This is a genomic window from Bacillus sp. LBG-1-113, assembly GCF_020708615.1.
Taxonomy (GTDB): domain Bacteria; phylum Bacillota; class Bacilli; order Bacillales; family Bacillaceae; genus Bacillus; species Bacillus mojavensis.
Genome location: NZ_JAJFDG010000001.1, coordinates 768,512 through 790,277 on the forward strand (window position 1 = coordinate 768,512; position 21,766 = coordinate 790,277).

General features: G+C 43.1%; 26 protein-coding genes and 1 riboswitch. Of the genes, 18 read left to right on the plus strand and 8 right to left on the minus strand.

The window, feature by feature from the left end:
* Window positions 1-54: 54 nt before the first annotated feature.
* Window positions 55-1,980: an ATP-dependent DNA helicase gene (locus LJF29_RS04175; RefSeq protein WP_229147131.1), complete on the plus strand. Its 1,926-nt coding sequence runs from the start codon at window positions 55-57 to the stop codon at window positions 1,978-1,980.
* A 45-nt stretch (window positions 1,981-2,025) separates the two neighbouring features.
* Here the strand turns inward: LJF29_RS04175 and kduD are convergent, their stop codons facing one another.
* Both kduD and kduI read right to left on the minus strand, forming a co-directional pair.
* A complete protein-coding gene (gene kduD / locus LJF29_RS04180) occupies window positions 2,026-2,790 on the minus strand; it encodes a 2-dehydro-3-deoxy-D-gluconate 5-dehydrogenase KduD (protein WP_229147132.1) in 765 nt (254 codons plus the stop codon).
* 1 nt (window position 2,791) lies between these two features.
* The gene (gene kduI, locus LJF29_RS04185) at window positions 2,792-3,619 is read right to left on the minus strand and encodes a 5-dehydro-4-deoxy-D-glucuronate isomerase (RefSeq protein ID WP_010334684.1); all 828 of its coding nucleotides are present in this window, start codon (window positions 3,617-3,619) and stop codon (window positions 2,792-2,794) included.
* Between the two features lie 224 nt (window positions 3,620-3,843).
* On the opposite strand from kduI, the gene LJF29_RS04190 reads away from it, so the two are divergent.
* From LJF29_RS04190 to LJF29_RS04255, 14 genes are all read left to right on the plus strand, one after another.
* Complete coding sequence (locus LJF29_RS04190) at window positions 3,844-4,863, plus strand: LacI family DNA-binding transcriptional regulator (protein WP_168748097.1); 1,020 nt, start codon at window positions 3,844-3,846, stop codon at window positions 4,861-4,863.
* A 34-nt stretch (window positions 4,864-4,897) separates the two neighbouring features.
* Window positions 4,898-5,872, plus strand: coding sequence for a 2-dehydro-3-deoxygluconokinase (gene kdgK, locus LJF29_RS04195; RefSeq protein ID WP_010334682.1), 975 nt, complete (start codon window positions 4,898-4,900; stop codon window positions 5,870-5,872).
* A 2-nt stretch (window positions 5,873-5,874) separates the two neighbouring features.
* Window positions 5,875-6,465 carry a bifunctional 4-hydroxy-2-oxoglutarate aldolase/2-dehydro-3-deoxy-phosphogluconate aldolase gene (eda, locus tag LJF29_RS04200; protein ID WP_010334681.1) on the plus strand — a complete coding sequence of 197 codons (591 nt, stop codon included), beginning with the start codon at window positions 5,875-5,877 and terminating at the stop codon, window positions 6,463-6,465.
* A gap of 49 nt (window positions 6,466-6,514) precedes the next feature.
* Window positions 6,515-7,507, plus strand: coding sequence for a 2-keto-3-deoxygluconate transporter (gene kdgT / locus LJF29_RS04205; protein WP_229147133.1), 993 nt, complete (start codon window positions 6,515-6,517; stop codon window positions 7,505-7,507).
* A gap of 112 nt (window positions 7,508-7,619) precedes the next feature.
* Complete coding sequence (gene ypwA / locus LJF29_RS04210; protein ID WP_229147134.1) at window positions 7,620-9,125, plus strand: carboxypeptidase M32; 1,506 nt, start codon at window positions 7,620-7,622, stop codon at window positions 9,123-9,125.
* A 144-nt stretch (window positions 9,126-9,269) separates the two neighbouring features.
* A riboswitch (purine riboswitch) is annotated at window positions 9,270-9,369 on the plus strand.
* A 92-nt stretch (window positions 9,370-9,461) separates the two neighbouring features.
* A complete protein-coding gene (xpt, locus tag LJF29_RS04215) occupies window positions 9,462-10,046 on the plus strand; it encodes a xanthine phosphoribosyltransferase (protein ID WP_229147135.1) in 585 nt (194 codons plus the stop codon).
* Window positions 10,043-11,359 carry a xanthine permease PbuX gene (gene pbuX, locus LJF29_RS04220; protein WP_229147136.1) on the plus strand — a complete coding sequence of 439 codons (1,317 nt, stop codon included), beginning with the start codon at window positions 10,043-10,045 and terminating at the stop codon, window positions 11,357-11,359. The genes xpt and pbuX overlap by 4 nt, the downstream gene beginning before the upstream one ends.
* Window positions 11,360-11,431: 72 nt before the next feature.
* Window positions 11,432-12,529 carry a type III polyketide synthase gene (locus tag LJF29_RS04225; protein ID WP_229147137.1) on the plus strand — a complete coding sequence of 366 codons (1,098 nt, stop codon included), beginning with the start codon at window positions 11,432-11,434 and terminating at the stop codon, window positions 12,527-12,529.
* A gap of 3 nt (window positions 12,530-12,532) precedes the next feature.
* On the plus strand, window positions 12,533-13,039 hold the full coding sequence (locus LJF29_RS04230; RefSeq protein WP_229147138.1) for an isoprenylcysteine carboxyl methyltransferase family protein: 507 nt from the start codon (window positions 12,533-12,535) through the stop codon (window positions 13,037-13,039).
* Between the two features lie 70 nt (window positions 13,040-13,109).
* Window positions 13,110-13,199: a Fur-regulated basic protein FbpC gene (fbpC, locus tag LJF29_RS04235; protein ID WP_100069434.1), complete on the plus strand. Its 90-nt coding sequence runs from the start codon at window positions 13,110-13,112 to the stop codon at window positions 13,197-13,199.
* Between the two features lie 177 nt (window positions 13,200-13,376).
* Window positions 13,377-16,958: a dynamin family protein gene (locus tag LJF29_RS04240; protein ID WP_229147139.1), complete on the plus strand. Its 3,582-nt coding sequence runs from the start codon at window positions 13,377-13,379 to the stop codon at window positions 16,956-16,958.
* A gap of 64 nt (window positions 16,959-17,022) precedes the next feature.
* A complete protein-coding gene (locus LJF29_RS04245) occupies window positions 17,023-17,280 on the plus strand; it encodes a YpbS family protein (protein WP_229147140.1) in 258 nt (85 codons plus the stop codon).
* A gap of 74 nt (window positions 17,281-17,354) precedes the next feature.
* Window positions 17,355-17,501 carry a hypothetical protein gene (locus LJF29_RS04250; protein ID WP_003230761.1) on the plus strand — a complete coding sequence of 49 codons (147 nt, stop codon included), beginning with the start codon at window positions 17,355-17,357 and terminating at the stop codon, window positions 17,499-17,501.
* A gap of 102 nt (window positions 17,502-17,603) precedes the next feature.
* Window positions 17,604-18,491, plus strand: coding sequence for a 5'-3' exonuclease (locus LJF29_RS04255; protein WP_229147141.1), 888 nt, complete (start codon window positions 17,604-17,606; stop codon window positions 18,489-18,491).
* Window positions 18,492-18,499: 8 nt separating this feature from the next.
* Here LJF29_RS04255 and sspL read toward each other — a convergent pair whose 3' ends face one another.
* The 3 genes from sspL to LJF29_RS04270 are packed head-to-tail and all read right to left on the minus strand — an operon-like array spanning window position 18,500 to window position 19,757.
* Window positions 18,500-18,628: a small, acid-soluble spore protein L gene (gene sspL / locus LJF29_RS04260; protein WP_010334670.1), complete on the minus strand. Its 129-nt coding sequence runs from the start codon at window positions 18,626-18,628 to the stop codon at window positions 18,500-18,502.
* Window positions 18,629-18,669: 41 nt separating this feature from the next.
* On the minus strand, window positions 18,670-19,068 hold the full coding sequence (locus LJF29_RS04265; protein ID WP_229147142.1) for a reverse transcriptase-like protein: 399 nt from the start codon (window positions 19,066-19,068) through the stop codon (window positions 18,670-18,672).
* Entirely contained in the window at window positions 19,068-19,757 is a 690-nt protein-coding gene (locus LJF29_RS04270; RefSeq protein WP_024121804.1) for a queuosine precursor transporter, read from the minus strand. Before LJF29_RS04270 ends, LJF29_RS04265 begins: the two co-directional genes overlap by 1 nt.
* An 82-nt stretch (window positions 19,758-19,839) precedes the next feature.
* Between LJF29_RS04270 and LJF29_RS04275 the strand changes: the two genes are divergently transcribed.
* Both LJF29_RS04275 and LJF29_RS04280 read left to right on the plus strand, forming a co-directional pair.
* Entirely contained in the window at window positions 19,840-20,520 is a 681-nt protein-coding gene (locus tag LJF29_RS04275) for a ribonuclease H family protein (RefSeq protein ID WP_229147143.1), read from the plus strand.
* A complete protein-coding gene (locus LJF29_RS04280) occupies window positions 20,513-20,695 on the plus strand; it encodes a zinc-finger domain-containing protein (protein ID WP_010334665.1) in 183 nt (60 codons plus the stop codon). Before LJF29_RS04275 ends, LJF29_RS04280 begins: the two co-directional genes overlap by 8 nt.
* A 26-nt stretch (window positions 20,696-20,721) precedes the next feature.
* Here the strand turns inward: LJF29_RS04280 and LJF29_RS04285 are convergent, their stop codons facing one another.
* The gene (locus tag LJF29_RS04285; protein WP_010334664.1) at window positions 20,722-20,991 is read right to left on the minus strand and encodes a DUF2564 family protein; all 270 of its coding nucleotides are present in this window, start codon (window positions 20,989-20,991) and stop codon (window positions 20,722-20,724) included.
* A 157-nt stretch (window positions 20,992-21,148) separates the two neighbouring features.
* On the opposite strand from LJF29_RS04285, the gene degR reads away from it, so the two are divergent.
* Window positions 21,149-21,331 carry a transcriptional regulator DegR gene (degR, locus tag LJF29_RS04290; RefSeq protein ID WP_010334663.1) on the plus strand — a complete coding sequence of 61 codons (183 nt, stop codon included), beginning with the start codon at window positions 21,149-21,151 and terminating at the stop codon, window positions 21,329-21,331.
* A 43-nt stretch (window positions 21,332-21,374) separates the two neighbouring features.
* On the opposite strand, the gene cspD is transcribed toward degR, so the two are convergent.
* Window positions 21,375-21,575 carry a cold-shock protein CspD gene (gene cspD / locus LJF29_RS04295; protein ID WP_003153604.1) on the minus strand — a complete coding sequence of 67 codons (201 nt, stop codon included), beginning with the start codon at window positions 21,573-21,575 and terminating at the stop codon, window positions 21,375-21,377.
* A gap of 15 nt (window positions 21,576-21,590) precedes the next feature.
* Complete coding sequence (locus LJF29_RS04300) at window positions 21,591-21,719, minus strand: hypothetical protein (protein WP_128568482.1); 129 nt, start codon at window positions 21,717-21,719, stop codon at window positions 21,591-21,593.
* Window positions 21,720-21,766: the final 47 nt, after the last annotated feature.

Genomic DNA, 21,766 nt, shown 5'->3' on the forward strand with positions numbered 1-21,766 from the left:
GGGAAATGATAATATTGATGGTCTGAATGCCGAATAGTTGGGGGTTGGAACTGGGTGACAACATCACGTTTGCCTTTTTCTTTAACGAAAACAAAGAATTTTTATGAAGAATTGAACAATTGGATTGGTGACGTGTTTTACGATATTCTTCCCGAAAAAGGGTTTGATCTTCGAGATGAGCAGGTGTTCATGGCTTTTCAGCTGGAACGGGCGTTTAAAGAGAAAAAAGTCATGTTTGCCGAAGCCGGAGTTGGAACGGGGAAAACACTTGTTTACCTTCTTTTTGCGATCAGCTATGCAAGATATGTCGGAAAACCGGCCATTATTGCTTGTGCTGATGAAACGTTAATCGAACAGCTCGTGAAAAAAGAGGGAGACATTTCGAAACTGGCTGAACATTTGGATCTTAAGATTGACACAAGGCTATCGAAATCACATGAGCAGTATCTATGCTTGAAAAAGCTAGAAAAAACAATGCAGCGATCTGATGATGAAAAGTGGCTTGATCTTTATGAAGCTTTACCGTCATTTGTCCATGAGTCACAGGCCATGCAGCGGTTCTACCCGTATGGCGACCGAAAGCAATACGCGAACCTTTCAAATGAAGAATGGTCGCAAGTAAGCTACGACTCGTTTCAAGATTGCCTGACATGTGATATGAGACATAGATGCGGCTTGACGCTATCAAGAGATTATTATCGCAAATCAACAGACTTGATCATTTGTTCACATGATTTCTATATGGAACACGTATGGACGGAAGAATCGCGCAAGCGGGAGGGACAGCTGCCGCTGCTGCCTGATCATAGTGCGGTTGTATTTGATGAAGGGCATCTGTTAGAGTTTGCCGCGCAAAAAGCGTTAACCTACAGAGTCAAGCAATCAACTCTCGAATTATTTTTAGAACGTTTGCTACAAAATGATATTAGAGAAGAATTTGCTGAATTGATAGAAGATGCACTTGCTGCAAACGACGAGTTTTTCTATGTTCTTTCTGAAGAATCAAGAGAAGTTGCCGGGTCGCACCGTTTGGAAATAAAGAATGATCAGCGTGTCAAAAAGGCGGCGGACGAGCTGTGCCGTTTGCTTGATAAAATTGGTGAAGCGCTTGTATTTGAGTCAGAAATGTACACCATTGATCAATACGAGCTGTCAGTCGTTGAGGAATATGTTGAGCAAATGGCGTATTCACTATCTTTATATCAAAAGGATGCGATCAGCTGGCTGGAGCAAAAGGAAGCGGAATCCACTTTTGTCGTGATGCCGAGAACAGTAGCAGAAGTGCTTGGCGAGAAAGTGTTTTCAAAGAAAATTCCGTATATCTTTTCTTCTGCAACGCTATCAGAAGGCGGTTCGTTTGACTACATTGCGGACAGTCTGGGAATTCACGATTACTTATCGTTAACGGTTGATTCTCCTTATGACTATGACGAACAAATGACTGTTACCCTTTATGGGAAAACAGAAATGAGCGCTGAACAAAAAACAGCTCAAACAATAGAGACAATTAAGCACTATAAAGGCAGAACACTGGTGCTCTTCCCGTCTTTTGAGGAATTAAACGAGTTTAAAGAGCTCGCAGCTGCTTGGGAATTGCCGTATCCGATTTACTTTGAAGGCGACGAGGAAATCAGCAGCTTAGTAGAAAAATTCCAAGGAGAAGAGGAAACGGTTTTATGTTCAGTTCACCTATGGGAAGGGCTTGATATTCCTGGTGACGCACTGAAGAATGTCACGATCTGGTCATTGCCGTTTCCGCCTCATGACCCTGTATTTACGGCAAAACGCAATAGCGCGAGAAAAGACCCATTTGAAGAGGTTGACCTTCCGTATATGCTGTTGCGCGTGCGACAGGGGATTGGCCGCCTGATTCGCTCAAATCAAGATAACGGCTCGATTCATATTTATGCGGGCGGAGAAAATGAACGCATCATTGATGAGGTGAAAAAGGTTTTACCTGTTGAACCGCTTACGATGTAATCGCGAAAAAGCTGATGATCTATGATCATCAGCTTTTTCTTTTGGTCAGCGGGCAAGCCAGCCGCCGTCTACTGCTAAAATATGTCCATTGATATAATCAGATGCGCGAGACGCCAGAAAAACAGCCGTCCCGCCGATATCATCAGCTTTGCCCCAGCGGCCGGCTGGAATCCTTTTTAAAATGTCTTCATTTCGCTTTTCATCATCCCGGATAGGCTGTGTATTGGCAGTGGATATATAGCCAGGCGCTATCGCGTTAACTTGTACGCCGGATGCGGCCCATTCATTTGCAAACGATTTTGTTAAACCAGCAACGGCATGCTTGCTTGCTGTATAGGCCGGAACAAGAATACCGCCTTGAAAAGAGAGGAGAGAGGCAATATTGATAACCTTCCCATGGCCTCTTTTCAGCATGTGTTTACCGGCAAGCTGTGTCAGGATAAACAAGCTGTTTAGGTTCACATTCAGCACGTTATGCCAATTCTCTTCAGCGAAAGTGTCCGCTTTTTCCCGGTGAATAATGCCGGCGTTATTGACAAGGATGTCGATTTGCTGTGTTTCAAACAGGTCAGCCGCTGTATCCTTTATTGCATCAGGCTTGCTCATATCCAATGTAAAGGAAGTGAATGTGCGGCCTTCTTGTTCTACAAGCTGCTGTGTTTCTGAGAGGCTGCTTTTATGTGATGTGCCGATAATATCAGCACCGGCGCCTGCCAGCGCTTTGGCGATTCCTTGGCCGATTCCCGTACCCGGTCCTGTTACCAGTGCCGTTTTTCCTTCTAATGAAAATGCCTCTTGCAGATAACTCATCTTATTTCAGCCCATCCATCGGCACAAGATCCATGTCCGTAAATGTGTAGTTTTCACCGGCCATTGCCCACACAAAACTGTAGTTAGATGTTCCTGCGCCAGAATGAATGGACCAGGCAGGAGAAAGGACAGCCTGTTCATTTCCGACAACAAGGTGGCGTGTTTCATCCGGCTGACCCATGAAGTGAAAAACCTTTGAATCCTTCTCAAGATCAAGATAGAGATAAGCCTCCATCCGGCGATCATGAACGTGTGCCGGCATGGTGTTCCAGTTATTGTTTTCGTCTAGCATTGTGATTCCCATCATCAGCTGACAGCTTTGAATGCCATCTTGATGAATGACTTTGTACAGGCTTCTTACATTTGATGCTGCTGCGTCGCCGAGCCGGTCCGGTTTCAGTTCAGAAAGAGCGGCTTTTTGCGTCGGATAGCTTTGATGCGCGCCCGAGGAGACGAAGTAAAACTTTGCTGTTTCTCCGTTCAGGCTTTTAAATGATACATCCCGATTGCCCATCCCGATATATAGAAAATCCTTTGTTTGAAGCACATATTCATCATCGCCGACTTTCACCGCACCAGGCTGGCCGACGTTAATAATACCGATTTCTCGCCGTTCCAGAAAAAAGTCAGTTTTAAGAAAGTCTCCGGCATCAAGCTTCAGTTCGCTCTGTCCGGGTGCTGCACCGCCAATCACAACGCGGTCTTCATGGGAGTAATACATGGTCAGCTTATTTTCCGTAAATAACGTGTCCATTAAAAAATGACTGCGAAGCTCCTCGGTTGTAAAGCGTTTTACTTGTTCAGGGTGTACAGAATAACGATTTTCCATTGGATTTCCCCCTTGGTTAGGATTTCAGCATCACTTGAATGAAAAATTTTTTGGTAACGGTTTCAAAGAAAATTTTAGGATAAATAGAGAAAAGAGTCAACGTAAATTTTGTGAATAAGCACATTATTAAAAAAATACTTTTCAATTTTTTAAAATATGGTATTCTTGTGTTGTAACGGTTTTGAAATCGGTTTCAAATTATAAGACGATACAGGAGCACTTGAATGAAAAAGAAAACAACAGGCCATATCACCATCAAAGACGTAGCTGAATTTGCAGGAGTATCAAAATCAACCGTTTCTCGTTATATCAACGGGAAAATCGACGCGATTTCTCCTGAAAAGGTAAAAAACATAAAAAAAGCAATCGCTGAATTGAATTATCGGCCGAGTAAGATGGCACAAGGTTTGAAAATAAAAAAAAGCAAATTAATCGGATTTGTTGTAGCCGACATTACAAATCCCTTTTCAGTCGCAGCATTTAGGGGAGTTGAAGAGGTTTGTGATCAATATGGCTACAGCATCATGGTGTGCAACACTGATAACAGTCCTGAAAAAGAACGGGAAATGCTGCTAAAGCTCGAAGCGCATTCTGTAGAAGGGCTGATTTTAAATGCAACGGGGGAAAACAAGGATATTTTATATTCCTTTGCCGAACATCAGGTTCCGACAGTATTAATTGACCGCAAATTGCCGGATCTAAAATTGGATACCGTAACGACTGACAACAGAAGGATAACGGAAGAGATCCTCCAGCAGATTTACAGCAAAGGGTACACAGATGTCGCGCTGTTTACCGAACCGATTGCATCCATCAGCCCCCGGGCGGAGAGAGCAGCTGTTTATCAGGAGATTGCCGCGGTGCGAAATGTGGATGGAATCAAGCGAATGTATGAAATTGATGTCAAAGACAAGAAGCAGCTTGAGAAGGCGCTACGCTCTTTTATCAACGAGATGCCTGAGCAAAGAAAAGCGATTCTTGCTTTAAATGGCTTGATTATGCTAAAGATTATCAGCTGTATGGAAGAAATAGGGCTGCGCATTCCCCAAGATACAGGGATTGCCGGATTCGATGATACGGAATGGTATAAACTCATCGGCCCGGGCATTACAACGATCGCCCAGCCGTCACATGATATGGGCAAGACGGCGATGGAACGCGTATTAAAAAGGATTGAAGGTGACGAGGGAGCGCCTCAAACCATCGAATTAGAGGCAAAAGTCATCATGAGAAAGTCACTTTAATCCAAGGTGCCCTCAACGAAGGGGAGGTTGGGAAATGAAGCTTGATGCAGTTACTTTCGGCGAGTCGATGGCCATGTTTTATGCAAATGAGTATGGAGGCCTTCATGAAGCTTCCACATTCTCAAAAGGGCTGGCCGGGGCAGAAAGCAATGTGGCTTGCGGTCTGGCCAGACTTGGCTTCCAAATGGGCTGGATGAGCAAAGTCGGCAATGATCAGCTCGGAACATTTATTCTTCAGGAGCTGAAAAAAGAGGGAGTGGATGTGTCTCGCGTGATCCGGTCTCAGGATGGAAATCCAACGGGGCTGCTGCTGAAGTCCAAAGTGAAAGAAGGCGATCCTGAGGTAACGTATTACAGGAAAAACTCAGCTGCAAGCACTTTAACAGCTGGTGAATACCCAAGAGACTATTTTCAAAGCGCTGGCCATCTGCATGTTACGGGTATACCCCCGGCTTTGTCTGCCGATATGAAAGACTTCACCTATTATGTAATGAAAGACATGAAACAGGCTGGAAAAACCATCTCATTAGATCCTAACCTAAGACCCGCTCTTTGGCCTGATCAAGCAACAATGGCACATACGATTAATGATTTGGCGGGGCTTTCGGATTGGTTCCTCCCTGGAATCGCAGAGGGAGAGCTATTGACTGGCGAAAAAACGCCTGAAGGCATTGCGGATTTTTATCTTGAAAAAGGTGTAAGCTTTGTCGCTGTTAAACTTGGAAAAGAAGGCGCTTACTTTAGATCAAAGGAAAGTGAAGGATATACAGAGGGCTGCCGGGTTGATCAGGTCGTTGACACAGTCGGTGCCGGAGACGGATTTGCTGTCGGCGTCATCAGTGGGATTCTTGATGGCTTGCCGTACAAGGATGCAGTACAAAGGGGGAATGCGATCGGCGCATTGCAAGTTCAGGCACCGGGGGACATGGACGGTTTGCCGACAAGGGAAAAACTAGCCGCATTTTTATCTGCTCAAAGAACGGTTCACCATAAGAAAGGGGATTGTTAAATATGGAGTCCAATGGAGTAGAAAACCGTCTGAAAGAAGCCAGGCTGATTGCAGTCATTCGTTCAAAAGATAAACAGCAGGCCTGTCAGCAGATTGAGAGTTTAATAAATAAAGGGATTCGAGCAATTGAAGTCACTTATACGACACCTGGAGCTTCTGCTATTATTGAGTCCTACAGAAATCGGGAGGATGTCTTAATCGGAGCGGGCACGGTCATCACTGCGCAGCAGGCGGGAGAAGCTGCGGAAGCAGGAGCACAATTTATTGTCAGTCCGGGTTTTTCAACAGATCTTGCTGAACACCTATCGTTTGTGAAGACGCATTATATCCCTGGCGTATTGACACCGAGCGAAATTATGGAAGCGCTGACATGCGGATTTACTACATTAAAGCTGTTTCCAAGCGGTGTATTCGGCATCCCTTTTATGAAAAATTTAGCGGGCCCTTTTCCTCAGGTTACTTTTATACCGACTGGCGGAATCCATCCGTCTGAGGTTCCGGAATGGCTCAAGGCAGGAGCTGGTGCCGTCGGAGTCGGAAGCCAGCTGGAAAGCTGTTCAAAAGAGGATTTACAGGCTGTTTTCCAAGTGTAGCCACATAAGGGGTATTGTTTTTCCATAACCGGAGGATGGGAGAATATATATGAAAATCAAAGCGACAATTGAACGGGTACCTGGCGGAATGATGATTATTCCGCTGTTTCTGGGAGCAGCGCTCAATACGTTTGCGCCTGGAACAGCAGAGTTCTTTGGAGGGTTTACCGGCGCGCTTATTACAGGAACCCTTCCTATACTAGGCGTTTTTATCTTTTGCGTTGGAGCGACGATTGATTTCCGTTCCTCAGGCTATATTGCAAGAAAAGGGATTACCTTATTATTGGGAAAGATTGGGTTTGCGGCACTGCTTGGTGTGATTGCGGCTCAATTTATACCCGATGAAGGCATACAATCCGGGTTTTTTGCAGGTCTTTCTGTTCTAGCCATTGTTGCAGTGATGAATGAAACCAACGGCGGCCTCTATTTGGCGCTCATGAATCATATGGGCAGAAAAGAAGATGCCGGCGCATTCGCGTTTATCAGTACAGAATCTGGGCCTTTTATGACCATGGTTACGTTCGGTGTCACCGGACTGGCTGCTTTTCCTTGGGAAACGCTGGCAGCAACAGTCATTCCGTTTTTGCTCGGCTGCATTCTTGGAAATCTTGATCATGATCTCAGAGATTTATTCAGCAAGGTTGTGCCGGCAATCATTCCGTTTTTTGCATTTTCACTTGGCAACACTTTAAATTTTGGAATGCTGATTCAGTCAGGGCTATTAGGCATTTTGATCGGTGTATCTGTTGTCATCTTATCCAGCGGTTCCTTGTTTTTGCTTGATCGTTTCATTGCCCGGGGAGACGGTGTCGCGGGAGTGGCGGCTTCATCAACAGCGGGAGCGGCCGTCGCTGTGCCATACGCATTAGCGGAAGCGAATTCTGCGTTTGCCCCTGTAGCTGAATCTGCAACTGCAATCATTGCGACAAGCGTCATTGTCACCTCTTTGTTAACACCTCTGGCTACAGTTTGGGTGGATAAAAAAATCAATGCGAAAAAACGAAAAACACCGCCGCCCAAAAATCAAATGACAATAAATTGAGTGATGAAGGCTGCCGTCAACTAGACCGGCAGCCTTTTATACAAACAATTTGACTTTCAAACACCCTTCCAGTAGCCTGTAATGGAACGGCTAGAATAGGGAGGGAATGGATATGGAGATACATACATACGAAAAGGAATTTTTTGATCTTTTAAAGAGAATCTCACATTATAGTGAAGCGGTTGCCTTAATGCATTGGGACTCCAGAACAGGCGCCCCGAAAAATGGCTCAGAGGACCGTGCTGAAAGCATCGGTCAGCTTTCAACAGATATATTCAATATTCAGACATCAGATCGGATGAAGGAGCTTATTGATGTGCTTTATGAACGGTTTGATGATTTGTCTGAAGATACGAAAAAGGCTGTAGAGCTGGCGAAAAAAGAGTATGAAGAAAACAAAAAAATTCCTGAAGCAGAATATAGGGAATATGTTATTCTTTGTTCTAAGGCTGAGACGGCGTGGGAGGAAGCGAAAGAAAAATCTGATTTCAGCTTGTTTGCCCCTTATTTGGAGGAACTGATCGAATACAATAAACGATTTATTGAATATTGGGGTTATGAAGAGCATCCTTATAATGCACTGCTTGATTTGTTTGAACCGGGTGTGACGGTCAAGGTGCTTGATCAGCTGTTTTCTGAACTGAAAGAAGCAATTATTCCTCTTATTAAACAAGTGTCAGCCTCAGGGAATAAGCCTGATACAAGCTTTATCAATGAAGTGTTCCCTAAGGAAAAACAAAAAGAACTCAGTCTTTATTTCCTGCAAGAGCTCGGCTACGATTTTGACGGCGGAAGGCTCGATGAAACCGTTCATCCATTTGCGACGACAATGAACCGCGGGGATGTTCGGGTGACGACGAGATACGATGAAAAAGATTTCCGGACGGCTATTTTTGGAACAATTCATGAATGCGGTCACGCGATCTACGAGCAAAATATTGACGAAGCGCTGAGCGGGACGAATTTATCAGATGGTGCTTCAATGGGAATCCATGAATCTCAATCACTATTTTACGAGAATTTTATTGGACGCAACAAGCATTTCTGGACACCATACTATCAGAAAATACAAGAAGCGTCTCCTGAACAGTTCCGCAACATATCGCTTGATGATTTTGTTAGGGCTGTCAACGAATCAAAACCTTCATTTATCAGAGTTGAAGCGGATGAATTGACGTATCCTTTGCATATTATTATTCGTTATGAAATAGAAAAAGCGATTTTCAGCAATGAAGTATCTGTGGAAGAACTGCCTACCCTTTGGAATCAAAAATATCAGGATTATTTAGGTATTACTCCTTCTGAGGATGCAGAGGGAATCCTGCAGGATGTTCACTGGGCGGGTGGAGATTTTGGCTACTTCCCATCGTATGCACTTGGTTATATGTATGCAGCGCAGCTGAAACATAAAATGCTCGATGATCTGCCTGAATTTGATACTCTCTTGGAAAGAGGGGAGTTTCATCCGATTAAACAATGGCTGACGGAAAAAGTGCACATTCACGGAAAACGGAAAAAGCCATTAGACATTATTAAAGAAGCGACAGGTGAAGAGCTGAATGTATGTTACCTGATTGATTATTTGCAAAATAAATACTCAAATCTGTATTTATCTTAATGAAAAAGCCTGGCGTCTCAAACGTCAGGCTAATTTATTATCGAAATATTCATGAAAAACGAATGATCTTTTCGAAAAAAGAATTAAAGTTCGGGAATTTTTATTTTTCATCTATGCAAGAGGTTGGAATCTTGATATAATTTGTAACAATATGATAGGAACACTCATATAATCGCGTGGATATGGCACGCAAGTTTCTACCGGGCACCGTAAATGTCCGACTATGAGTGAGCAATGAGACCGGACGTATACGGTTTTTTGTTATTTCAGCATTGCTTGCTCTTTGTTTTGAGCGGGTAATGCTTTTTTTTATTATCTGAACGGAGGTATGACAGGATGGAAGCACTGAAACGAAAAATAGAAAAAGAGGGCGTCGTTTTATCAGATCAGGTATTGAAAGTGGATGCTTTTTTAAATCATCAAATTGATCCGCTGCTCATGAAGAAAATCGGTGACGAGTTTGCCGCCAGATTTGAGAAAGACGAAGTAACAAAAATTGTTACAATTGAATCATCCGGAATTGCTCCGGCCGTAATGGCTGGTTTACAAATGGGTGTGCCAGTCGTATTCGCGAGAAAACATAAGTCTTTAACGCTCACTGACAATTTGCTGACATCGTCTGTATATTCCTTTACGAAGCAAACAGAAAGCCATATCGCAGTATCAGGAAATCATCTGTCAGATCAGGATCACGTTTTGATTATCGATGACTTTTTGGCAAATGGACAAGCAGCACTTGGACTGGCATCGATCGTAAAGCAAGCTGGAGCTTCTGTCGCGGGACTTGGCATTGTCATTGAAAAATCTTTTCAGCCGGGAAGAGAAGAGCTTGTGAAGCTTGGCTATCGGGTGGAATCTTTGGCGAGAATTGAATCTTTAGCAGAAGGAAAAGTGTCTTTTGTACAGGAGGTTCGTTCATGAAAAACGGATTCGGCAAAACGCTGTCACTAGGGATCCAGCATGTGCTCGCCATGTACGCAGGCGCCATTGTCGTTCCCCTGATTGTGGGGAAGGCGATGGGGCTGACGGCGGAGCAGTTGACCTACTTGGTGTCGATTGATATTTTTATGTGCGGTGTGGCTACACTTCTTCAAGTTTGGAGCAATCGGTTTTTCGGCATCGGGCTTCCAGTTGTGCTTGGCTGCACATTTACCGCTGTGTCACCAATGATTGCGATAGGCTCCGAATACGGGGTTTCCGCTGTTTATGGAAGTATTATCGCCTCAGGTATTCTTGTGATTCTCATTTCGTTTTTCTTTGGAAAGCTCGTCTCGTTTTTCCCGCCTGTTGTTACAGGTTCTGTCGTTACCATCATTGGTATTACACTTATGCCGGTGGCCATGAATAATATAGCCGGCGGGGAAGGCAGTCCGGACTTCGGTGATCTTTCTAATCTTGCTCTCGCTTTGATCGTTTTAAGCATCATCGTGCTTCTATACCGTTTTACAACAGGATTTATTAAGTCCATCTCCATTTTGATCGGTATTTTGATTGGGACATTTATCGCGTATTTTATGGGGAAAGTTCAATTTGATAATGTCTCAGACGCAGCCTTTGTTCAAATGATTCAGCCGTTTTATTTCGGCGCACCGTCTTTTCATGCGGCCCCTATCATTACAATGTCCATCGTCGCCATCGTCAGCCTTGTAGAGTCAACGGGCGTTTACTTTGCTTTAGGCGATCTGACCAACCGCCGTCTGTCAGAAAAGGACTTATCCAGAGGATATCGTGCAGAAGGACTGGCTGTTTTGCTGGGCGGTATATTTAACGCATTTCCTTACACTGCATTTTCTCAAAATGTCGGACTTGTCCAGCTGACAGGAATCAAGAAAAATGCAGTGATTGTGGTGACAGGCGTGCTTCTAATGGCTTTTGGCCTGTTTCCCAAAATCGCTGCTTTTACGACAATCATTCCATCTGCCGTGTTAGGCGGAGCGATGGTGGCCATGTTTGGAATGGTCATTGCTTATGGCATCAAAATGCTCAGCCGAATTGATTTTGCAAAGCAGGAAAACCTGCTGATCGTTGCCTGCTCAGTTGGGCTAGGTCTCGGTGTGACAGTTGTGCCGGACATTTTTAAACAGCTTCCAAGTGCCTTAACGCTTCTTACAACAAATGGCATTGTTGCCGGCAGCTTTACAGCTGTTGTCTTGAATATGATATATAATAAGTTTTCGAAAGCTGAAAAAACAGAACAGAAAGCTGATGTCAATAAACAAAAAACAGCAGTGTAAACTCCGCTACGGCGGAGTTTTTTGCATATAAAAAAGAAAGTTGCGGCACAATGTATGCTAAGAGGTGATCATATGGCATTTGTTTTGTCGATCGGAACAAGTCTTCCTGAGAATGATGTGGATCAAGAAAAGGCGGCGGAGTTTGCCAGATATATGTTTCAGCATTCCTTTAAAGATATAGAACGTCTGTTAACCTCCTTTAAAAACGGGCAAATTGAATTGAGACAATTTGTGAGACCGATTGAATGGTATAAAGAAGGGCACAGCTTCGAAGAAAAAAATCAAATTTATATAGAGGAAACACTCAAGCATAGCGTCAGGGCTGTTCAAACGTGTCTCGCAAATGCAGCCTATCTTCAAGAACCCATTCCTTATGAAAAAGTGGATGCTGTTTTTTTCGTCTCCAGCACGGGCCTCTCCACACCAAGCATCGAGGCGCGGCTGATGAATGAACTCCCGTTTTCTCCTTGTACGAAGCGAATTCCGCTTTGGGGACTCGGCTGTGCAGGAGGGGCGAGCGGACTTGCGCGCGCTGCTGAGTACTGTAAAGCATATCCGGAGGCTTTTGTTCTTGTCATTGCCGCTGAGCTGTGCAGTCTGACATTTCAGCCAGAAGATAAAACGAAAAGCAATTTGATCGGCACATCACTTTTTAGCGACGGAATTGCAGCGGCATTATTATGCGGGGAGAAGGCAGACCGCCGGCTGACAAACCTGCAGCTTTTGCCGAATATATCGGATTCGCAATCTGTATTGATGAAACAATCTGAAGATGTTATGGGCTGGGACTTTACCGACCATGGTTTCAAAGTCATTTTTTCAAGAGATATTCCGACTTTGGTTGAAAAATGGCTGAAAACAAATGTTCAGGATTTTTTGAATGGACATCAGCTTTCATTCAGCGATATTACGGTCTTTCTGGCTCATCCTGGCGGAAAAAAAGTCATTGATGCATACATTAACTGTCTTGAACTGTCACCTGAGCAGCTTGCGTCTTCGCAAACCATCTTGAAAAAACACGGAAATATGTCATCGGCCACCATTCTGTATGTGATAGACCACCATCTGCAGAACGGAAGTAAAAACGAACTAGAACGGGGGCTGATCGGTGCATTGGGGCCGGGATTTTCGTCAGAATTGCTGCTGTTCAGCTGGGAAAAGGGGGCATAACTCATGTTTTGGATGTTGATTACTGTGCTCACTGCTCAAAGGGCAGCGGAAATGGCTGTGGCGAGACGAAACGAACAAAAGGTGAAAAAACAAGGAGCGATAGAATGCGGAGAGAGGCATTATCCGTATATCATCACCATGCACATTCTTTTTTTTCTGTCTTTAATTACGGAAGTATTGCTGCTGCACAAACAGCCTTCAAGCTGGTGGTCAGGCATAGCAGCGGCTATATTGGCAGTACAAGCGATTCGATATTGGGCGCTTTGTTCATTGGGAGCATCCTGGAATACAAAAATTCTTGTTATTCCGGGTGCTGAACTTGTCAAAAAAGGGCCTTACAAATGGCTGAAGCACCCAAACTATACGGTTGTCGTATTAGAAATCATCCTGATTCCGCTCTTGTATCAAGCGTACTTTACCATGTGTCTGTTTTCACTTTTAAATGCCGTTATGCTGTCTGTCAGAATACGTGCAGAGGAGCAAGCATTACGCGAATATACAGCAAAATAGAGATTGAATATCATTCTCATCCATGTTAGAATGAAGATGAAAAAGATTCTCAATCAGGATGGTGAAGCAAATGACAATGCTGTTTTTGCTTGGGGCGGTTTGTACATATAGTGTATTAATTGGTTTTGTATTGAAAGGAATCTCTAATAAATCTGTTTGAACAATCTGGAACTTGTAAAAAGTTGCAGATTTTCTTTTATAGAAGCTGCCGTCTTCGGCAGCTTTTTTCTGTTCTCTTAAAGAAATTTGGGTCATTCTTGTGTAAAATGGAAGTGAGATGTATTCAGATCTTTCAAAAAAGATTCATAATTGAAACGGCACAAAGGGGTTCAGACTTATGACAGAACGCAGCAGACAAGAACTTTTGTACAAAACTGGGGTACTTTATGAACAAATGGTTGAGAACCAGGATGAAAAAAGGGCGGCAAAACTGGCTTCAGTTGTTGAGAAGGCCGCAGATGATGAAATTTATATCGCGTTTACAGGGCATTATTCAGCAGGGAAATCATCACTGTTAAATTTCCTTTTAATGGAAAATATTCTGCCGACAAGTCCTATTCCGACCAGCGCTAATCTTGTTGTGATCAGAAATGGAGAAAAGCGTGTTCGTCTTCATACAACAGACGGAGCGTGTGCGGAGCTGGAGGGTGCCTATCATAAAGACAAGGTGCAGCAATATTGCAAGGATGGGGAGCAGATTGAAACTGTAGAAATTTTTGACCGGTATAATGAAGTCGAACCAGGAGTTGCATATATTGATACCCCCGGGATTGACTCAACAGATGAGGCTCATTTTTTATCGGCGGCATCTATTCTTCACCAAGCAGATGCGCTGTTCTACGTGGTTCACTATAACCATGTCCATTCAGAGGAAAATGTACTGTTTCTGAGGTCAATCAAAGACAGCATTCCGAATATATATTTTATCGTTAATCAAATTGACAGACATGATGAGACCGAGACACGCTTTGAAGATTACAAGGCGCAAGTGGAGGCGATGCTTTGTCAAGAAGGAATTCCAGAGGATGCACTCTTTTTCACGTCGGTGACGGAACCGAATCACCCATTTAATCAAATCGATATCCTGCGAAAAAAGTTAAAAAGAATCGAACAGCAGTCAAAAAGAAATTTGCATTCCATTACCGAACAAAAAGTACAGAATTTATTGAGAGAGCACACAGAGATGCTCACGAAAGAGGATACGGAAAATCCAAGTTCTGGAGAACAGCTTGAAAAGCAAGCACGACTGGTCGATTCCCTGCAGTTTCAATCAGCCGAAGCAGCAAATAAACCGATTGAGGCAGAAAGCAAGATGCAGAAGGAAGTCAATCGAATTTTAAAAAACGCTAATTTGACGCCTTTTGAAATGCGTGAATTGGCAGCAGCTTACTTAGAATCACGTGAACCCTCTTTTAAGACTGGGTTTTTCTTTTCAAAAGCAAAGACTGCACAGGAAAGAGAAAAAAGGAGAAATGAGTTTTTCTCTGATATAAAAAAAAGAACGGAAGCGGAAGCGGATTGGCATATCATAGATATCTTACATAAGCTCGCCAAGGGATTTGGTATTCAATCAGCTGAAAGTGAAAAGCTGATCCAGGCTTATCGCACGCCGCTTCATGTTGATATCATTGAACGCGCAGTCAAACAAGGCGCAGCCTATTCTTCTGAATATGTCTTGCAATATACAAAAGATTTGGCAGAGCTGATCCGTAAAGAGGCGAAAGTTGAAGCATCAGACATCATCAAGACACTTACCGATACGGTAAAACAGAGCGCATCCATAGAACAGGAAACGATCAATAGCCGTCTCACACAGGAATCGGAAAAGCTGGCTTGTCTTCAAAAACAGGCCAGTCACGAACAATATGCCCGTGAGAAAGCCGGCCGCATGTGGGCGATCTGGGAAGAGGCGTCTGCAAGCCCAATAAACATAGATCCGGACTGGTTTAGAAAGAAGAAAAAAAAGGTTAAAGCTCCAGAACAGAAACAAAGCCAAGCACAGTATATGCAGCAGCTGACCCAAAAAATAGAAATAAAAAGCGGGAAAGAGCTCCCGCTTCAAGATCAGATAAAACGCTTCTACACACTGTCGGATCTATTGGGCGAATATCGTATGCTGTCAAAACAAATCTCAGCTTTTCGTGAAAGGATTAAAAGGCTGGAAGGCCGAAAATTCACACTTGCTCTATTTGGAGGATTCAGTTCGGGAAAATCCTCATTTGCCAATGCGCTGGTTGGTGAAAGGGTGCTGCCGTCATCACCGACACCGACAACAGCAACGATTAACAAAATAACGAAACCGGTAAACGGCAAATCCCACAAAACAGCGGATGTCATTTTTAAGACGGAGGATGACATTACGGCTGAAATCATGCAGCTCACAGGAATGCAAGAGGAACCACAAGGACGGTCATTTGCGGAAAAATGGAAAAAGGCAATCAAAAAAGAGCGTCTGCAAGAAGAACAAATCAATATGATTAGTCATTTCCTGCTTGCCTATGAAAAATATCAGCAATACATTCAAGCCCAAAAGATATTAACGATTCCGCTCTCCGAGTTAAAACCGTATGTAGCCGAGGAGACAACGGCTTGTGCTGTTAAGGAAGTGACCGTTTATTTTAAATGCCCGCTGACTGAAAAAGGAATTACGATCGTTGATACACCTGGGGCTAGCAGTCTGAATAAACGGCATACAGAACTTGCATTTCAATATATCAAGGATGCCGATGCGTTTTTTTACATGACCTATTACCAGCATTCGTTCTCGAAAGGAGACCGCTCATTTTTACGTAAGCTGGGACTCGTGAAAGAATCGCTCAGCATGGATAAAATGTTTTTTGTCATTAATGCCGCTGATCTAGCGAAAGATAAAGCAGAACTCGAAACAGTCACGGATTATGTCAGATCAGAGCTTTTAAAAGAAGGAATTCATGATCCGCAGCTCTTTTATGTGTCAAGTAAAGAAGAGCTCTTAGGAAAATCGAAAACGAATCATAATCAGTTCTCAAAAGTAAGAGAACAGTTAGACCAGTTTATTGAGGTCGATGTAAAGAAAGCAGCTGCGGCACAGCTTAGCTCAGAAGCAGACAAACTATGTGAAACGGTCGTACAGCTTCATCAATCTCAGCATCAGTCCAAAGAAGAAAAGGAAGCGCAAAAAAAGCGTCTTCTATTATCGTTTGAGCGGGCAGCTGCTGCTATCAAGGAACGCCGCAATTCAGAAACCATTATTGAGAAAGTAAAAAAGGATACAAGGGAGCAGCTATATCACATTACACAGCGTTTGTCCTTTTTTGCGAATGATTTGTTAAAATCATCATTTCATCCAGGTCTTCAAAATGGAGACTGGAAAAAGAATATCGGTGCGACGATGAAAACCGTATTACATGAATATCAATTTGAGTATATTCAGGAGATCAAAACGCTCGATATTCGAATGAGCGGTTTCATCGAACGGCATATCACTGAAGAGTGGCTGGAAAGCTGTCAAAACACATTGAAGGAAGACGGTTATTTCTCCATTTATGCGGATGATCAGCTTTCTAACAGCATACAGCTGAAAGAAGTTGAACCTAAAATTGATGAACGTGCATTTGAACAGGAACAAAAACAAATCAAATCTCCGAAGCAGTTTTTTGAACAGAAAGGAAAAGCAGGCTTCATTGAAGCGGTGCGGACGAAGCTTATGAAAATAACGGAGCTCTGGATCAAAAATGAAGAAGAAAGCCTTATATCTCATTATGCTGAATATGTCAGACGCCTGCAGTATGGAATGGCGGAAAAAGCATTGGCACAAATAGAGGGCCAAAGAGATACGTATGTAGAAGGATACGCAGAAGGGGAACGTATGAAAGAGATAGAAGAAGCATATCAAGCATGTATAACTTGGCAGAGATCAGGTGATACAATCAAAATGTAAAAATTCAGTTGGCTTGCATTTCAAGTCATGATAGACTAAATAGAAAAAGCGAGATGAACGATTGATGTCTGAGGTACATAAAGCAATTTCTGCACATTCTGCAAAACAGCACGAGCATATTAAAACATTTATGCAGCTTGAACACCTTCGTGAAATGGCGATTGAAGAAGCTGTTGAGAAATGCAAAAACGATGAGCCATTTTCAACAGATGCCATTAATGAAGTGACAGAAAAGATGAATCAGCTGGCCAAGAAAGGCATCGTACCGACTAGACGTCTGGTATCAAAAGAAATGGTCAAAGAATACGTCAGCCGCACATAAGCTGGATGATCCTGCCTCGAGTGCAGCTCCTCCGTTACGCGCATACTATATGTATCCGACGTAAGGGGGGATTTATGTTGGGCAGAACAAAGCTGGGTAACAGAAATGCACAGGCCAATAACAATGCCAAAAAGAAAAACGGGTTTCAAACCCATTTCGACTCTTACGCAGGACGTGAAGCTGAAAAGCTGATTGCCAGCAATAAAAGACACAACGATTGATTGAACCATCCAAAACAGTATCTCTATACAAGAGATGCTGTTTTTTTATTTTCGCGTCACTTATGGTAAAATAGATCGACTGATAGAAAAAGGAGTTATCATATGAAAAATAAATTATTGCTTGTTGACGGCATGGCTCTTTTATTCAGGGCATTTTTCGCCACAGCCGTTCATCGCAACTTTATGATAAATGACAGCGGGGTTCCGACAAACGGCGTCAACGGATTTTTGAAGCATTTAATCACAGCCGTGGAAACATTTCAGCCTACACATGTTGTATGCTGCTGGGATATGGGCAGCAAAACGTACCGGAATGATCTGTTCCAGAATTATAAGGCAAACCGAAGCCAGCCGCCGGTTGAACTGATCCCTCAATTTGATCTGGCAAAGGAAGCGGCCGCTGAACTTGGCATCATGAATATTGGCCTTGCCGGATACGAAGCGGATGATTGCATTGGAACACTTGCAGCTATGTTTTCTGAAGAAGCCGATATTACGATCGTAACAGGCGACAGGGATTTACTTCAGCTGTTAACGGACAAAGTAAGCGTTGCGCTGCTTCAAAAAGGAATCGGCAATTATAAAGTGTATACAAAAGATGTATTTTACGAAGAAACAGGTGTCCTTCCCAAGGCTTTAATTGACATCAAAGGGCTGATGGGCGATTCCAGTGATAATTATCCCGGAGTAAAAGGCATTGGAGAAAAAACTGCGTATAAACTGATTCGTGAATACGAAACAATTGACCGCTTGCTGGAGAATCTGTCGCTTCTTCCAAAGGGACAGCAGGGGAAAATTCAGCAAGGTATAAGCGACCTGGAAATATCGAGAAAGCTTGCTGAAATTAACTGCTCGGTTCCGTTAGTCTGTACGCTGACAGAAGCTGTTTTTACATTGCAAATGGAGCAGGCGGCTGTCATGCTTCGCCGCCATCAAATCAAAGGAATTGAGCGTATGCTTGAAAAACTGAACGCTAGAGAGATCGTGTAAGATCACCTCTAGCGTTTTGTATTGCTTTTTTTAGCTCTTTCCTCAAGCTCTGTTTTGGGGTCATTATGTGTATTTCCTTCTAAATCGCCTTGCGGGGAAACACCGCCGGTCAGCCGGCCCTTATCTTTCTTTTTCATATTTGTTCACCTCATCAATAGGATGAACCATACTGCTTAATTTAATTCCTGTCATTCATCCGAATCGCTTCTTTTGCCAGCTGATCGGCTTTTTGGTTTTGCTTTCCCGGAATCCATTTGATGAAAAAAAGAGGGAAGGCTGGTTTTAATCGGATGATTTCTTCCAAAAACGGCTGAAACGCTTTGTTTTTCACGATTTCTAGATCGGCTGCGCGTTCCACGATATCTGAATCAGTTCGAAAGGAGACCGATTGATACCCGCGCGTTGCACACAGTTTCATGCCTTCAATTAACGCCAGAAATTCTGCTTCCTGATTGGTATGCATTCCGATTGGAATCGAGAAAGATTCTGCTTTTCCTTCATGTTTGATAAAAATGCCGATGCCGGAAGGCCCTGGATTACCGGCGCTCGCTCCGTCAACATATATTTCTGTAGGCATCATGTACTCCTTTCGTCACTCGGAATCATTTTTTTCGCCGCATAAGCATATGGCAGCGAAATCAGAGAAACCGCAAACTTAATCAAATATGTAGAAATAAAAATATGAAGCCAAACATCCGCCGGATATGTGCCAAAAAAAGCGACTCCGGTAAAAATGAATGTATCAAACAGCTGGCTGACTGCTGTACTGCCGCCGTTTCTCAGCCATAGAAGCCGATCGGAAGGAAATATCCTTCTAATTGCCGAATATACATAAACATCCAGTGTTTGGCTGAAGATAAAGGCAAGCAGACTTCCCAAAGCAACTCTCGGGAGAAAACCGAAAATCGTTTCCAGCGCTGTTTGTGAAATATCGCTCGAAGCGGGTTCGAAAAGCAAAACGCCCTGCATAACAAATGTCAGTGTCAGGAGAGTCGAAAACCCGAGCCATACAGCTTTTCTCGCTTCAGCTGGCCCGTATTTTTCATTCAGCACATCTGTAGCAAAAAAGATTGTGCCGTACATCACATTCCCGAGCGTTGCTGTTAAGCCAAACAGTTCAACCGTTTTGACGACTTGAAGGTTGGCACAGACTGTTGCAAAGCCGATCCACACAAATAAACCCATTTTGCCAAATCCTTTATAAAATAAAAGAACAATGATAAAATGAATGATCGCAAAAAAGATCCAAAAAGAGTTATTAAACAAAATGAAGAAGCTTCCTTTCCGGGTTAATAATGGTTTGATTATAGCACAAGCCCGGCAACTAATGAATGGTAAGGTGATTATATTGAATCTCAGACCGCACATGAAAATAGAAGCAAAAGGGACAGGGCCTGTCTCGTTTTTGGGCGAAAACTGGCTGACTGTTCAGGAAGCGCGTATGCTTGCGAGGGAACTCGGCCGTTTTCCTTATATGAAGGAACTTGAATTCGAAGATGAGAAGGGCGGCATCTGGACGCTGAAGGAATTAGAAAAGCTGACTGAGGAGCTTGCGCATGAACCCGATGACATTACCGTTTATTTTGACGGCAGTTTCGATAAGGAAAGCCAGCTGGCCGGGCTCGGAATCGTCATTTATTATACATTGGGAGGGACGCGCCACCGTTTAAGAAAAAATAAAAGCTTCCGTCTGAAAACCAATAACGAAGCTGAATATGCCGCTCTTTATGAAGCAATAAGAGAAGTAAGAGAGCTCGGAGCTAGCAGAAATTCAATCACGATCAGAGGGGACTCTCTTGTTGTGCTGAATCAGCTTGACGGCAGCTGGCCTTGCTATGATCCCTCCCATAATGAATGGCTTGATAAAATTGAAGCGCTTCTAGAGTCACTAAAGATGAGTCCGACATACGAAACGATACAGCGCAAAGAAAATCAGGAAGCTGACGGCCTCGCAAAAAAAATCCTATCTCATCAATTCGTAGAAAGCCACATGAAATTAGACTGTAACGGAGATGACAATATTGGATAAGAAAGCAATATATAAGGAACTGACAGAACTGCATGATGAATATTGCAAGGACTGTTTTATTAAGAAGCAGTTTCGCAAGGAATTTGGCAAAACATATGCACATTCATTTTGTATCAATAAATGTACAGTGGGTGAAAAGCTTAAGTCATATGGAGATGTCTTAACTAAGCACTAAAAAATAAAACCGCAGAAGCTGCGGTTTTATTTTTGGAATTCATCCAGCTGATGCTGACAGGCATCTAACAGCTGCTGTTGCTGCTGTACAAATTCAGGATCATCAAGAGCTGCCAGTTCTTGAGACAGTGAAAGCTCTCTGGCGTCCTCGATGGCTTGGTATGCGGAATTGAGTACTGTGGAGCTTCGGCCTCTTGTAGCGGCGCCGGTCGTTTTCTGCGCTGTTTCCACCGCTAGCTCCAGCTGCCGTTTATCGGTAAATCCAGTCTGATCCTCATCATGAAATTCTGAGTTCACAAAAAAACACCTCCGCAACTATTTTGCAGAGTTTTTTTATAATTTATGTGCCAAAATAGAAAATAAAATAAAAAATAAGCCGATATAACTATTGAACCTGAATGAGTAGGTCTGTTTTACTATTTGAGGTATCTTGGTAGAGAAGGGGAACACAGCTATGGATGATAAAGACTTAAAATCAATCCTTCACAAAACATTTATAGAAATATACAATGATTTAGAAGAACTTGCGGATATTGCGAAAAAAGGAAAGCCATCAATGGAAAAGCATATTGAAGAGATTGAGCAGAGGTGCAAACAAAATATTTTAGCGATCGAAATTCAAATGAAAATCAAATAGGAGAGGCATTTGCCTCTCCTCTATTTGTCAACTTGTATTGAGTTTAGAGTTTTACAACATTAGAAGCTTGAGGTCCACGATTACCTTCGACAATTTCAAATGAAACTTCTTGTCCTTCTTCTAATGATTTGTATCCTTCTCCTTCGATTGCTGTGAAGTGAACAAATACATCGTCTCCGCCTTCTACTTCAATGAAGCCGAATCCTTTTTCGTTGTTGAACCATTTTACTTTACCGTTTTGCATATTGCTTAATTCCTCCTAGTACTGTAGCACCCATGTGCTAAAAAAAATTTTGTCATCATTTAACTTCGTTGCGTTGTTAAATGATGGTTCAACTATACACCATCTGGCAGCACGCGTCAAGTTGCGAAACTGCTTATTTTTCAAAAAAAGGGCACATTTCTCAAAAAAATGTAACCGCTTTTACGAAAATG

Coding starts and splice junctions, on each gene's coding strand:
- degR (WP_010334663.1), top strand. CDS start 21,149: ATGGATGATAAAGACTTAAAATCAATCCTTCACAAAACATTTATAGAA.
- kduI (WP_010334684.1), bottom strand. CDS start 3,619: ATGGAAAATCGTTATTCTGTACACCCTGAACAAGTAAAACGCTTTACA.
- LJF29_RS04230 (WP_229147138.1), top strand. CDS start 12,533: ATGTTTTGGATGTTGATTACTGTGCTCACTGCTCAAAGGGCAGCGGAA.
- pbuX (WP_229147136.1), top strand. CDS start 10,043: ATGAAAAACGGATTCGGCAAAACGCTGTCACTAGGGATCCAGCATGTG.
- LJF29_RS04225 (WP_229147137.1), top strand. CDS start 11,432: ATGGCATTTGTTTTGTCGATCGGAACAAGTCTTCCTGAGAATGATGTG.
- LJF29_RS04265 (WP_229147142.1), bottom strand. CDS start 19,068: ATGCCTACAGAAATATATGTTGACGGAGCGAGCGCCGGTAATCCAGGG.
- ypwA (WP_229147134.1), top strand. CDS start 7,620: ATGGAGATACATACATACGAAAAGGAATTTTTTGATCTTTTAAAGAGA.
- fbpC (WP_100069434.1), top strand. CDS start 13,110: ATGACAATGCTGTTTTTGCTTGGGGCGGTTTGTACATATAGTGTATTA.
- kdgK (WP_010334682.1), top strand. CDS start 4,898: ATGAAGCTTGATGCAGTTACTTTCGGCGAGTCGATGGCCATGTTTTAT.
- sspL (WP_010334670.1), bottom strand. CDS start 18,628: ATGAAAAAGAAAGATAAGGGCCGGCTGACCGGCGGTGTTTCCCCGCAA.
- cspD (WP_003153604.1), bottom strand. CDS start 21,575: ATGCAAAACGGTAAAGTAAAATGGTTCAACAACGAAAAAGGATTCGGC.
- LJF29_RS04240 (WP_229147139.1), top strand. CDS start 13,377: ATGACAGAACGCAGCAGACAAGAACTTTTGTACAAAACTGGGGTACTT.
- LJF29_RS04190 (WP_168748097.1), top strand. CDS start 3,844: ATGAAAAAGAAAACAACAGGCCATATCACCATCAAAGACGTAGCTGAA.
- LJF29_RS04250 (WP_003230761.1), top strand. CDS start 17,355: ATGTTGGGCAGAACAAAGCTGGGTAACAGAAATGCACAGGCCAATAAC.
- LJF29_RS04255 (WP_229147141.1), top strand. CDS start 17,604: ATGAAAAATAAATTATTGCTTGTTGACGGCATGGCTCTTTTATTCAGG.
- kdgT (WP_229147133.1), top strand. CDS start 6,515: ATGAAAATCAAAGCGACAATTGAACGGGTACCTGGCGGAATGATGATT.
- kduD (WP_229147132.1), bottom strand. CDS start 2,790: ATGAGTTATCTGCAAGAGGCATTTTCATTAGAAGGAAAAACGGCACTG.
- eda (WP_010334681.1), top strand. CDS start 5,875: ATGGAGTCCAATGGAGTAGAAAACCGTCTGAAAGAAGCCAGGCTGATT.
- xpt (WP_229147135.1), top strand. CDS start 9,462: ATGGAAGCACTGAAACGAAAAATAGAAAAAGAGGGCGTCGTTTTATCA.
- LJF29_RS04245 (WP_229147140.1), top strand. CDS start 17,023: ATGTCTGAGGTACATAAAGCAATTTCTGCACATTCTGCAAAACAGCAC.